12 protein-coding genes and 1 pseudogene are annotated in these 12768 nt (G+C 60.9%); 4 read left to right on the forward strand and 9 right to left on the reverse strand.

Translation table 11 applies throughout. The annotated features are described in order from the left end of the window. The 3 genes from VGG47_RS03425 to VGG47_RS03435 all read right to left on the reverse strand — a co-directional run. A partial coding sequence (locus VGG47_RS03425) for a DUF763 domain-containing protein (RefSeq protein WP_331535465.1) occupies positions 1-972 on the reverse strand: 972 nt, incomplete at its 3' end. 354 nt (positions 973-1326) lie between these two features. Next, positions 1327-2079 (reverse strand): SDR family NAD(P)-dependent oxidoreductase, encoded by a 753-nt coding sequence (locus tag VGG47_RS03430; RefSeq protein ID WP_331535467.1) that lies wholly within the window; start codon positions 2077-2079, stop codon positions 1327-1329. A gap of 40 nt (positions 2080-2119) precedes the next feature. Further along, positions 2120-3142, reverse strand: coding sequence for a ketopantoate reductase family protein (locus VGG47_RS03435; protein WP_331535469.1), 1023 nt, complete (start codon positions 3140-3142; stop codon positions 2120-2122). Positions 3143-3606: 464 nt separating this feature from the next. Between VGG47_RS03435 and VGG47_RS03440 the strand changes: the two genes are divergently transcribed. Together VGG47_RS03440 and VGG47_RS03445 are read left to right on the forward strand one after the other, a co-directional pair. Next, positions 3607-4929 carry an MFS transporter gene (locus VGG47_RS03440; protein WP_331535471.1) on the forward strand — a complete coding sequence of 441 codons (1323 nt, stop codon included), beginning with the start codon at positions 3607-3609 and terminating at the stop codon, positions 4927-4929. A 55-nt stretch (positions 4930-4984) separates the two neighbouring features. Next, positions 4985-6013, forward strand: a complete 1029-nt coding sequence (locus VGG47_RS03445; RefSeq protein WP_331535473.1) for a histone deacetylase family protein — start codon at positions 4985-4987, stop codon at positions 6011-6013. 306 nt (positions 6014-6319) lie between these two features. On the opposite strand, the gene VGG47_RS15700 is transcribed toward VGG47_RS03445, so the two are convergent. Next, positions 6320-6790 (reverse strand): LysR family transcriptional regulator, encoded by a 471-nt coding sequence (locus VGG47_RS15700; RefSeq protein WP_331535475.1) that lies wholly within the window; start codon positions 6788-6790, stop codon positions 6320-6322. A gap of 122 nt (positions 6791-6912) precedes the next feature. Between VGG47_RS15700 and VGG47_RS03455 the strand changes: the two genes are divergently transcribed. Both VGG47_RS03455 and VGG47_RS03460 read left to right on the forward strand, forming a co-directional pair. Further along, on the forward strand, positions 6913-8142 hold the full coding sequence (locus tag VGG47_RS03455) for an acyl-CoA dehydrogenase (protein WP_331535477.1): 1230 nt from the start codon (positions 6913-6915) through the stop codon (positions 8140-8142). A gap of 39 nt (positions 8143-8181) precedes the next feature. Further along, positions 8182-9369, forward strand: a complete 1188-nt coding sequence (locus VGG47_RS03460; protein WP_413788645.1) for a CaiB/BaiF CoA transferase family protein — start codon at positions 8182-8184, stop codon at positions 9367-9369. Positions 9370-9551: 182 nt separating this feature from the next. Here the strand turns inward: VGG47_RS03460 and mmsB are convergent, their stop codons facing one another. The 5 genes and pseudogenes from mmsB to VGG47_RS03485 form a co-directional block, all read right to left on the reverse strand. Beyond that, positions 9552-10430, reverse strand: coding sequence for a 3-hydroxyisobutyrate dehydrogenase (gene mmsB / locus VGG47_RS03465; protein WP_331535479.1), 879 nt, complete (start codon positions 10428-10430; stop codon positions 9552-9554). Between the two features lie 68 nt (positions 10431-10498). Next, positions 10499-11554, reverse strand: a pseudogene (locus tag VGG47_RS03470) (aldehyde dehydrogenase family protein); the annotation flags it as partial. Between the two features lie 39 nt (positions 11555-11593). Further along, positions 11594-11809, reverse strand: a complete 216-nt coding sequence (locus VGG47_RS15580; RefSeq protein WP_331535521.1) for a 2Fe-2S iron-sulfur cluster-binding protein — start codon at positions 11807-11809, stop codon at positions 11594-11596. Positions 11810-11821: 12 nt separating this feature from the next. Then, positions 11822-12112, reverse strand: coding sequence for a (2Fe-2S)-binding protein (locus VGG47_RS15585; protein WP_331535481.1), 291 nt, complete (start codon positions 12110-12112; stop codon positions 11822-11824). A gap of 391 nt (positions 12113-12503) precedes the next feature. Further along, positions 12504-12740, reverse strand: coding sequence for a hypothetical protein (locus tag VGG47_RS03485; protein ID WP_331535483.1), 237 nt, complete (start codon positions 12738-12740; stop codon positions 12504-12506). Positions 12741-12768 lie beyond the last annotated feature (28 nt).

Consider the following 12768-nt stretch of genomic DNA (forward strand, 5'->3'; position numbering starts at 1 on the left):
CGAAAACCGGGCCGGATCCGTGAAGCGGCAGGGCGCGCCATGCACCACCTCGGCCACCAGCGCCAGCGCCCGGACGGTGCGGGCGCCAACCCCCGGTACCAGCAACAGCTCGGCGAAGTCCTTCGGCCCGCAATCGGCCGCAGCGGCCAGGGCGCCATGCAGCCGGCGCTCAACCACGTCATCCGGCCGAACGTCGTGATGCTCAGGCAGAACCAGATGTGGCAGGAGAGCCTGCGGATCCGCTTTGGCCTCGCTTGCCGTCCTACCCTCAATGCGCGTCAACTCGTGCACGATGCGGCTGGGGCCCATGCCGTGGAGCAGATGGAGTTGCCCATCGCGTGATGCGGCCGCGCGACGGTCCGCGAGGTTGACGATCATCCCCTGTCCCGCCCCTTCAATCGCGGCATGGGGTGCATCGACGAAGCTCTCCAGCCCCTCCGACAGCCAGTGATAGCGCCGCGCCTGCCGCCGCTCGCCGTTCATCCCTTGCTGCACCACCACCCAGCGCCCGTCATCCGCAACGATAAAACCGTGCAGGTAAAGGTCGAAACCGTCCTGGAGCGCGGCACTGTCAACCTTCGCCACCAAACGGCTCGACCGGGCGAGTGCGGCGCCATCGAGACCGACGCGGTCGCTGACCGCGATCAGCTCACCCGGCGTCGCCCGGCTGTGCTTTCCACGGCCCCCACAGACGTGGATGCCGAGTTCGTCGGCACGCGGCGCCAAGCCGCGCTTCAGCGCGCCGAGCACGCTGGTCGTGATCCCCGACGAATGCCAGTCCATCCCCATCACAGCGCCGAAGGACTGAAACCAGAACGGATGCGCCAAGCGCCGCAGCAACTCGTCGCGCCCATATTCCAACACGATGGCCTCCACAATCACCGCCCCCAGGCGCGCCATCCGCTGGCCGAGCCAAGCCGGCACGCGACCACCATGCAACGGCAGGTCGGCGCTGCCCGCGCGCCGCACCATTAGGATGCTGTCGCCAGAAAGGGCGCGGATGTGCTCAGGCTTCCTTCGTGCGATCCCGGCAGGCGTGATCCGGCCTCCTCGCATCGGGGCGCCCTGAAGTTTGATGGGGCTAGGCCGACCAACCTGATCCTGGTCTGCGCTTGGCGTTTCAGTTTGCGGTTCATCGATGTTAGCATAGCGCGCTTAGAACAAAAAATGAACACCGAAAGCGAACCCGGACTGCCAGCACCTGCTGAACCACGCCGTCGGGCTCACCCCGCCCCCGCTCGACCAGCCTAATAAAACGGGCACTTCTGAGCACTTGCGACGGCCCCGGCATAAATTGCACCAGGGCCAGACAACGCACTGAGAGTCTTATGATCTGCCGCCGTCGACAGACAGAACCTGACCAGTAATCCAGTTCGCCTGCTCACTCGCGAAGAAAATGACGGCCGCAGCGACATCCTGCGCCTTCCCCAGCCGCCGCGTGTGCAGGCTGTCGACGAGGCGGCCCTGCTCGTCCTCGCCGTACGACTGCCATTGCCGCTCAGTTGTCGGATTGCTCCGGATCAGCCCGGGGGCAACAGAATTGGCGGTGATGCCATACCGCGCGAGCCCAACGGAAAGCTGCTTGGTCAGACCGACAACGGCGTGTTTGGCGGCTGTATAGGCATGCAACCCGGTCAAACTCGGGCGCAGTCCAGCCCCTGAGGAGACGACAACAATTCGTCCCCAACCAGCCTGCTGCATGAGCGGTGCCGCCGCCTGGACCAGCCATAGAACGCTCTCCAGATTTGCCCCGAAGATCCGACTCCAATTCTCCTCGGTGATGCCATCGAGCGGCAGACTCGTTTCGCCGCAGACGCCGCCGGCAGCCAGTGCGAGGATGTCGATCCGGCCTTCGCGCGCTATGATATCGTTCACGAGAGCAGCACTTGCCGCACGCTTCGAGAGATCGACGACATGGCCATGCGCGCCGAGTGTGGCCGCGGTTTCTATCACTGCCGGGTCGATGTCCGCGAGATGGACGCAGGCGCCAGCATCACGGAACTCCGCCGCAATCGCTCGACCGATACCTTGCGCGCCGCCCGAGACTAACACCACGCGACCATCGAACCTGATATCCATCCTGCAGCCCTTTCAATACGTGCCCATTCAATGGCGATTATTATGCGTGCATCAATTCGATGAGGTTATCGTCGGTCATCGGCCTGATACCGTCCTCGATCTCGTGGATCATCGCCACGAGCTTGCGACACTTCGGACAATCGATGCCAAGTGCTGCGCCGGTTTCCACGACGGGCAGCACCTGGAAATCGACCTCCGTTCGACGCTTGCGGATCGCAAGGTCGCGCCAGATGCCAGAATGGGTTTTCGCGGCCGGACGGTTGAAAGCGACCATGGCATCCACCGAACGTCGCGCATCCGCAGCGCTCGCCGCCGGCCCGAAGGCGGCGGGGTCAAAGCCATTGAAGCCATGCTGGCCAACGCGCGCCGCGACCGCCACATCATGCACCTCGCCGCCGAGCGTACACCAGAGGGGAAGAAGCTCGGGCCGGGCAAGGCAGTCGGCGATACCGAGCTGGCCGAGCGCCTGGGCGAAAAGGAAAGTGGCATAGCCGAGCTTTCCCCAAAGATACGCGTTGATGCTGTCAGTAACGATCGCGGCGGGTTCGAAACTTTCGCGAATGGTGCTGTGGAGGGCCGTGAGGCGGTCGGAGATCCTTCCATCGAGCTCCCCAAGCACGAAAGCGCCACGATTGCTGAACAGGATGTCGCCCGGTGCGATCCAGTCCGCAGAGAAGTTGATGAAGGCGCCAATGACCCGCCTTGTGCCGACGATATCAGCAATCAGCGGTTCACAGAGACCATTTTGCAACGACAGCACGTAGCCCTCCGCCGCGAGATGCGGGAGCAGCGCGCGTGTCGCCGCAGCGGTGTGCTGGGATTTCACGCAGAGATAGACCTGATCCCAGGTGCCGCTGAGTTCCGACGGCATAAAGGCCGGCGCCGTGATGCGTAATGTGTCGACCGGCCCGCTGATACGAACCCCGCGCGCCGGGTCCCGAAGCGCGTTCACATGCTCTTCGACGACGTCGACGAAAGTGACGTCATGACCGGAACGCGCCAGGAAGGCTCCGAGGGTGCCGCCGATCGCACCGGCCCCCCAGATCAGGATACGATCAGGCACGAAATACCTCCTTTTCGGAACGCAGCGAACATCGATTCAAGCAGCGGACTCGCCGGCGATTACAGATCTGTCGGTCGCTAGCCATTAAACGTTCCATCGTGTTTTTGCAGCAACGCCAACCCCTGCCATAGGAGAGATCACGGATCAAGCCAGACCTTGCATTATTTACCTATAACGGCTTACCTCGATCCAAATCTAACGCAATCATTACTGTTAATTATTTTCATCTGATACTAACCACAGAGTTTTGTGAAGGCCTTAATGTCATAAGGCTCGTTGCTAATGCGCCGGCAGTACGTTAGCAATTAGAACGAGTCCAAATACGGTGAATTTGGTCTGGGTGCTTGCGACCAATTCGCCGCTCGGACGTACGGCCAAACGCATCACAACCAGACGCATAACAGAGGGAACGCGTGTGTGCCGTACCGGCAGAATAGCGGTGTCGTAAACCGAGGGAGTTGGATATGAGTGAAGCAATTGACTCTGGCGCATCCGTGGCCGGCACCAGGGTCGGGCGACAGCGGACCCTCTGGGGCGGCGCCTTCGGCCATTTCATCGAATTCTACGATTGGTCGATCTACGGTTTTCTGGCCGGCATCTTCGCCGCCCAGATGTTCCCAGCCGGCAATGCAACGGTCTCGCTGATCGCCAGCTTCGCCGCCTTCGCCGTCGGCTTCCTCGGCCGCCCGATTGGTGCCTTCGTGCTCTCGCCTCTGGCAGACAAATACGGCAGGCGTGTCATGCTGTCTGCCACCATCCTCATGGCCGGTCTCGGCAGCCTGGTGGTCGCGATCTGCCCAACCTACGCGGAAGTCGGCATCGTCGCCCCGCTGATCATCGTGCTCGCGCGGTTGCTGCAGGGCTTCTCGGCGGGCGGCGAATACCAAATCGCCATCAGCTTTCTCAACGAACACGCACCCACCCGCAATCGCGCATTCGCCGCCTCGCCGCAGCAATTCTCGATTGGTATTTCAGTGCTGGTCGCAACCGCCGTTGCGGCCCTCACAACGAAATATCTTTCGCCCGCGGACCTAACGGCCTGGGGCTGGCGCCTTCCATTCCTGCTCGGTGCCGTGTTGTCCCTGTTCGGTTTCTACCTGCGTTCCGGCCTGGACGAGACACCCACCTTCGCGAAGCAACAGCGTGAGAACGCCCGTACTCGCCGCGAGGTCAGAGCCACCTCTATTGTTTCTTCCCTGGCTAAATTCCCGCGGGAAGTTTTCATCGTCTTCGTGGTGTCGCTCAATGGGCTACAATACTATTTGTGGATGATATTCCTGCCGACTTACGCCTACCTGGTCGGTGGGCTGGACCGCACTTTGGGATTCGCCGGCAGCATCCTGGCCAGCATCACCTACTGTATTTGTGTCCCGTTGTTTGCTTTCATTTCCGACCGCATCGGCCGCAAGCCATTCTTGATCGGCGCCGCTCTGTGCTTCCTGCTGTTCACTTATCCTTTGCTGTCGATGCTTGCCGTCCCGCATCTCACTTTCCACGTCTTCGCCTTCGTCGCGGTTGTCGGCGCGATGTTCGTCTCCTTAAACAACGCCGTCCTCGGCACCGTGTTCGCGGAGCTCTTCCCTACGCGGGTACGCGCTTCTGGCATCGGTATTCCCTATGCCGTCTGCTCCTCGATCTTTGGCGGCACCGCGCCAATGGTGGCGGCATGGCTGCACCAGCTTGGCGGGCCGATTTACCTCTCGCTTTATGTCATGGTGGTTTGTTTCATCTCACTGGTGACCCACGCGTTCCTGACACCGGAAACACGCGGCCGGTCGCTCGACTGACCGCCCGTTCTGCGCCCCCATTTCGTTCCCCTGCCTTCTAGAGGAGTTTTTCCAAATGCTCGTCGTCCATCACCCGGATCAGGCCCTGCATGATCCGGACACCGTCTTTCGCACTGGCAAGTTTATCGCCCAGCCGGATCGCGCGGAGAGATACCGGATCTTCCTCGATATCGTACAGCAGGATCGTCATGAGATCATTCAGGCTCCGCTGAACCGCAGCGCGGCAATCACCGAAGTGCATGATCCTGCCTACGTGGAGTTCCTAAAAACGGTGCATGCGCGGTGGACACAACACCCCGATTACGGTCCGGTTGTCATCCCGAACGTGCACCCCACCCACCGTATGTACCGCAAACCCACCGAGTTGCTCGGCGAGCTTGGCTGGTACAGCAACTCGACCTCCTGCCCAATAACCGACGGGACCTGGCCCGCCATCTTCGCCAGCGCACATGTCGCAATCCACGGCGCAGAGCGGCTTGTGTCGTCAGCCGCTCCGGTCTACGCGATGTGCCGGCCGCCGGGCCATCACGCTTATCCCGATCTGATGACGGGCGTCTGCTACCTCAACAATGCGTCCATCGCCGCGCAGCAACTCACCAAGCGCTTCGGCAAGGTCGCCATCGTCGATATCGACGTCCACCACTGCAATGGCACCCAGTTCATCTTTTGGGAGCGCCCGGATGTTCTGGTCTGCTCCATCCACATCGATCCGCGCCTCTCCGCGCCGTACTACGCTGGCCATGCCGACGAAATCGGTGACGGCGCCGGCAAGGATCTGAACTTTAACCGCCCGCTACCCTGGGCCACGCCCGATGCACCATGGCTGGCCGCGATCGACGAGGCTCTTACAAAAGTACGCGCATTCGTGCCGGGCGCTCTTGTTGTCTCGCTCGGCTTCGATGCCAGCGAGCACGATCCGGTTGGAGCATTCAAGATCACCAACGAGGGCTTCGCCGAAGCCGGTCGTAGAGTCGCCGCCGCAAACTACCCGACACTGCTGGTGCAGGAAGGCGGCTACCTGAGCCCCTCCCTCGGTGGGTATTTGCGCAGCTTCCTGAGAGCATTTGAAGGCATCGCGTCTTAGCTTTTCCTCGTTACTCGGATTGAAGCGCGTTCACATCCAAAAAGGCGATTGTCAATCAAAGCTTGGCCGGTGGCAGGGATCTGTCGATGCTTGCGCCAAACTTGGTGCTGTGAGTTGCAGGCCGAGTGCGGCCTGCGCCGCTCTCTGGAGGGCCCGGAGAAGAAAACCTCGACATCGTCGAGGCCTTTCGCCACTCGAGCATCAAGCCAGTGTTGAGGCGCGCCGACAAGCGTGAGCGTCTCTGCGCTGTCCGTGTAAGGGACACAAATCTCAAGCGCGCCGAGAGAAACATCCGATCGAATTGACTTATTCGATCGGATGAAGTTGCTCGCTAAAACAAATATCTAGAGCAGGTTCCGTGAGCTTGAGCGAACGAGATCTGCTCTCGTGGCGCATGTCACGAATGCGCGAATCACTGGCGAGGTTTCGGCATGTCGATACGCCATCACCAAATCGGAGCTTAGATCGATGCCCTCGATAGGCCGCAAAACCGCGCCCGGGATATGGAGGTTGCTCATCGACGCGGGCATCAGGCCAAAGCCGAGCCCGGCTGCCGCCGCGGTCAGAACGGTCAGGAAATCGCGGACCGGTTCGAGGATTTTCGGTGTGAAACCCCCGGCCGCGCCGAGTGAGTGGATGCCGTGTGCCCAACGCCGCCTCGAGCGCCATGATCGCTCGACTCACGCTGGATTGCGTCGTGCCGAGCCGGTCCGCGGCGCGGGCAAAATGCGACTCCTCCGCCATCACCTCGAAAGCCCGCAATTGATGCAGTTCCATACGCCACCTCTTTAATGCGTTTGGTGCATTAAAAACTTATTTTAATCCAGTTGCGTAGCTATTGGAATTGACGCACGAAGGAAGAAAGCGTGAATCGCTTATCTGTTACGAGGAAACTTCCAATGTCACAGCACAAAATCGACCATGCGGCTGGAACCGAAACGGCCATCCGCACCAAAGGCAAGCTCGCCGCCTTCGACTGGACCGACCCCTTGCTGCTCGACGGTCTCCTCACCGAGGAGGAGCGCGCGATCCGCGACACCGCGCACGCCTTTTGCCAGGAGAAACTCTTTCCCCGCGTGTTGAAAGGCTTCCGCGAGGAGCATTTCGACCGCGAGATCATGAACGAGCTCGGCGCCCTTGGGTTCCTCGGCGCGACGCTGGACAGTCATGGCTGCGCGGATGTCTCCTACGTCGCCTACGGCCTGATCGCCCGCGAGGTCGAGCGCGTCGACAGCGGCTACCGCTCGGCCTTTTCCGTGCAATCCTCGCTGGTGATGTACCCGATTTATGCGTTCGGGTCCGACGCGCAGAAGGACAAATACCTGCCCAAACTCCGCACCGGCGAATTCGTAGGCTGCTTCGGCCTCACCGAGCCCGATGGCGGCTCAGACCCCGCCGCCATGCGCACGCGCGCGAAAAAAGTCGATGGCGGCTACGTGCTGAACGGTTCGAAGACCTGGATCAGCAATTCGCCGATCGCCGATGTCTGCCTCGTCTGGGCCAAGGACGATGAAGGCGACATTCGCGGCTTCCTCGTCGATCGCGCGACCACCGGCCTTACCACCCCCAAGATCGAGGGCAAGTTTTCGCTGCGCGCCTCGGTGACCGGCATGATCATGCTGTCCGACGCCTTCGTGCCGGACGAGGCGATCCTGCCCGGCGTCAAGGGACTGCGCGGCCCGTTCTCCTGCCTCAACAACGCGCGCTACGGCATCGCCTGGGGCGCGCTCGGTGCGGCGGAATTCTGTTGGCATGCGGCGCGCAACTACACGCTCGACCGCACGATCTTCGGCCGCCCGCTCGCCGGAACCCAGCTCGTGCAGAAGAAACTCGCCGACATGCAAACCGAGATCACACTCGGCCTGCATTCGGTGCTTCGCCTTGGCCGCCTGCTAGATGAAGGCAAGGCGGCACCTGAGATGATCTCGCTGCTCAAACGAAACAACTGCGGCAAGGCGCTCGACATCGCGCGGACCGCCCGCGACATGCATGGCGGCAACGGCATCGTCGACGAATATCACGTCATCCGGCACATGGTGAACCTGGAGACCGTGAATACCTATGAGGGGACGCACGATGTCCATGCCCTCATCCTCGGGCGTGCGCAGACCGGCCTCTCGGCGTTCTGAAAAAGGTTCAAGGCATGGCCGGTCCGCTGCAGGGTGTTCGTGTTCTCGATCTCAGCCGCGTGCTGGCCGGTCCTTGGGCCGGCCAGCACGCTGGCCGATCTCGGCGCCGAGGTCATCAAGGTCGAAAAACCCGGCGTCGGCGATGATACGCGCCGCTGGGGGCCGCCCTTCCTGTCGGCAGACAAGCCCGGCGCGGAACAAGGCGAAAGCGCCTACTTCCTTTCAGCAAACCGCGGCAAGAAATCGATCACGATCGACTTCACGAAGCCGGAAGGACAGGCGCTGGTGAAGCGCCTGGCGGCCGGCAGCGATATCATGCTCGAAAACTTCAAACTCGGCGGCCTGGCCAGGCTGGGGCTCGATTACGAAAGCCTCCGGACGCTCAATCCAAGGCTGATCTATTGTTCCATTACCGGCTTCGGCCAGACGGGTCCCTATCGGCACCGCGCGGGCTACGATTTCCTGATGCAGGGCATGAGCGGCCTGATGAGCGTCACCGGCGAGCCCGCCGGCGAACCGATGAAGGTTGGGGTCGCCGTGACCGACCTCTTCACCGGCATGTACGCCACGACTGCGGTCCTGGCGGCCCTGGCGGAACGCGAACGGAGCGGTCTGGGGCAGCATATCGATATCGCCTTGTTCGACGTGCAGGTCGCCACAATGGCGAATCAAATCATGAGTTATCTGGTTTCGGGGGAACAGCCGCCCCGCCTGGGCAATGCGCATCCGAGCATCGTGCCGTATCAGGTTTTCCCGACCGCGGACGGACACGTCATCATCGCGGTCGGCAACGACGACCAGTTCGCCCGTCTCGTCATGACCTTGGGCGTCCCCGAATTCGCAGCCGACCCCCGCTTCGCCACCAATCCAGCCCGTGTCGCCAATCGCGCGGTGCTCATCGCGGACCTCGCGACGCTCATCGGCGAACAAACCTCCCGGCATTGGATCGCAGCACTCGAGGCGGTCGGCGTTCCTTGTGGCCCGATCAACGGTTTCGCCGATCTCGATACCGACGAACAGGTGCTTGAGCGCCGCATATTCACGCAGATCGCTCATCCGCATGGCGAGATACGCGGCGTCGCCAGCCCAATCCGCTTCTCGCGTACCGAAGTGGACGATACGCGACCGCCGCCGCTCCTGGGTGAGGACACGAACGAGATTCTCGCTGAAGTGCTCGGCCTGCGTGAGGCGGAAATCGCATCGTTGCGTCAGGCCAAAATTGTCTAGAGCATGATTGCTTTAGGTTCATCAGGCAAGCGAAGGGGAAGACTTCTTTTTGTGAACAAAAAGAACCAAAAAAACTTCTACAGTCTGGGCCGTGCTGGTTTCAGGGCTACAGGCTTCATGGGAGCAAAAGTTTTTGCGCCGCTTTTTTCAAAAAGCGTCTGCTTCCCTTTATCTCAATTGATCTACCGAATGGCCTTGATGATCCCCGAGAAATCCATTCCCCCATGACCGGAGGAAACGAAGTTCTGGTAAATCTCGGCCGCATGTTTACCGAGCGCAGTATCAGCGCCTGCGGATGCAGCAGCTTCCTGACTGAGCAGCAAATCCTTCAGCATCAGGGCGGCCGCGAAGCCGGGTTTATAATCACGATTCGCTGGGCTCGTCGGAACAGGGCCCGGTACCGGGCAGTAGGTGGTGAGCGACCAGCATTGCCCGGAGGAGGTGGAAGCCACGTCGAACAGCGCCTGCTCCGACAGGCCGAGCTTTTCGCCCAGAACGAAAGCCTCGCTTACGGCGATCATCGAAATGCCGAGGATCATGTTGTTGCAGATTTTTGCCGCTTGTCCTGCGCCGGCAAGGCCGCAATGGACGATCTTTTGGCCCATCAGTTCCAGAATGGGCCGGGCGCGGGTAAAGGCGCTCGTCTCGCCACCGGCCATGAATGTCAGCGCGCCCGCCGCAGCACCCCCGACACCACCGGAGACCGGCGCATCGAGACTCGCCATGCCGGCCGTCGCGGCCAATTCGTGCGCCGTGCGGGCGCTGGTGACGTCGATGGTGGAACTGTCGATGAATAAGGTGCCTGGCACGGCGGCCTGCAAAATCCCGCTGCCGTAAAGTTCCAGCACAAGTTTGCCGTTGGGGAGCATGGAGATCACGATCTCAGCACCTCTTACGGCCTCCGCCGCACCAGAGGCGATCTTTATGCCAGCTTTGGCGGCGGCTTCATTGGCCGCTGGCGACACATCGAACCCCTGCACGGTGTGGCCGGCCTTCACGAGGTTGGACGCCATCGGCAGGCCCATATTCCCCAAACCGATAAACGCGATGTCCCTGGCCATGATCCACTCCTCCCCTTGCACGTGTCTTTAAGGCACCGTTTCACCGAACGGCGCGAGACAGTCGCGCGTTACGACATTGTGGGAATGACGAAGCTCGCGCCATCCTTGTTGGTCGAGGGCCAGCGCGCCGTCACGGTCTTGGTTTTGGTGTAGAAGCGGACCGAATCCGGCCCATGCTGGTTGAGGTCGCCAAAGCCGGAGCGCTTCCAGCCGCCGAACGTGTGGTAGGCGATGGGCACGGGGATGGGAACGTTGATGCCGACCATGCCAACCTGCACGCGGCTGGCAAAATCGCGCGCCGTGTCGCCCGACTGCGTGAAGATGGCGACGCCATTACCGTATTCGTGGTCGGTGGAGGGGCCGATTTTCAGGTCCTCGACGCGCGGGATCAGCTTGGCCATCAGCCGGTTGGCTGTGTCCTCGCCCACCGGCACGGCCACCGAGATGGCCATGCAGCGCTCTCCCGCCGAGCCGTATCCAGCGCCGATCAGCGCATCGACAGTCTGGTCCATGTCGGCATCGGGCATGACGAGGGCATGGTTCTTGGCACCGCCGAAGCATTGCGCGCGCTTACCGGTCTCCGCCGCACGGCGGTAGATGTAATGCGCGATCGGCGTCGAGCCGACGAAGCCCACGGCCTTGATATCCGGATCATCGAGGATCGCGTCCACCGCCTCCTTGTCTCCGTTCACCACGTTCAGCACGCCCGGTGGCAGCCCGGCTTGGAGGAACAGCTCGGCAATGCGCAATGGCACCGACGGGTCGCGCTCGGAGGGCTTGAGGATCATGGCATTGCCGCAAGCGAGCGCCGGGCCGGCCTTCCATAGCGGGATCATGGCCGGGAAGTTGAACGGCGTGATGCCCGCCACCACGCCGAGCGGCTGGCGCATGGAATAGACGTCCAAGCCGGTGCCGACACTGTCGCTGTACTCGCCCTTGAGGAGATGCGGGATGCCGAGGGCGAATTCCACCACTTCCAGCCCCCGCTGGATGTCGCCTTTGGCGTCGGGGACCGTCTTGCCGTGTTCGCTGGCCAGCAGGGCGGCCAGTTCGTCGTATTCCTTGTTCACCAGCTCCAGGAATTTCATCAGCACGCGGGCGCGGCGCTGCGGGTTGGTCGCCGCCGAGCATTGTACGGCGCGACAATAACCCTGTAACCGCCGTCATTGCACCGTATCTCCCTGTTGCTTTTGATTGTCCGATTGTATGGAAGGCCGGTTTTTTTGCATGATGAGCGCGGCGCGCTTTACGGCCGCGATAATTCGCATATGTGTTCCGCACCGACAGAGATTGGTTTCCATCTGCTCGATAATTTCCGCGTCGGAGGGATTCTGCTTGTGTTCAAGCAGAGCCTGCGCGCGCATCACCATGCCGGCAATACAATATCCGCACTACGCGGCCTGCTCATCGATAAAAGCCTGCTGCAACACGCCGGGGTGTGCGCGACTACCGAGACCTTCAATGGTTTTGATTTGTGAGCCGGCAACAACGCCAATGGGCATAAGACATGAGACAATGGCATAGCCATCTTGCATCACCGTGCAGGCACCACACTGACCGAGACCACAGCCGAATTTGGCACCGTTGAGCTTTAAGGTATCCCGCAACACATAGAGCAGCGGCGTGCCAGGGTCGTCATCTACGGAATAAACTTGCCCATTGATCGCAAGCCGCGTTGTCATGGTATTTTCTTCGCGCCATTGCCTTACCCTCACCAACTCTAGGGCGCGACCGGGTTTTATGAGCTCACACAGCGGTCGCCTTCATGGCTTCGCTGGCGCTCGATGCCAATGTCATGGACATAACGGTCATGGCAACAAAAATGCCCTTCGCCGGACGCGGCTGACGCAACAGGCGGGATCAGGAAAGCAAAAAGGAAGGCTACTTTTTGTGAACAAAAAGTAGCAAAAAAATTTTATTGGTTTGGGCCATGGGCGTTGTCGCTGACACAGCCCATGGCCCAGCATCGTAAAAATTTTTGCGCCGCTTTGGCTCGAAAAGCGGCCACTTTCTTCAGATGTTCCGGCCCTGGCCCGCTCTCAAACGCCGCCACCGAGCATTAAAATCAGAAAATCAAGACCATGAGCAGACTGACTCCCAAATAAATGGCCACGCAACGCTCCGTCTCCTGAATTCGCAGCGATCATCGCTGGCATGATGAAACTGGCGGAAGTGCTGCGGCAGAGACTCTTTCTTGCGCGAAACAACATAGTATGACAACAATCTCGCAAAAGGCAGACTGACAGCAACGCCAATACCACGCCCGGCAACAACGGCATGTTTCAGCTCGCCGCCGACATGACGCAGCATGTCGCTTCAAAAGCGAAAAATTGTTCAC

This window comes from Acidocella sp. (assembly GCF_036489515.1).
Taxonomy (GTDB): domain Bacteria; phylum Pseudomonadota; class Alphaproteobacteria; order Acetobacterales; family Acetobacteraceae; genus Acidocella.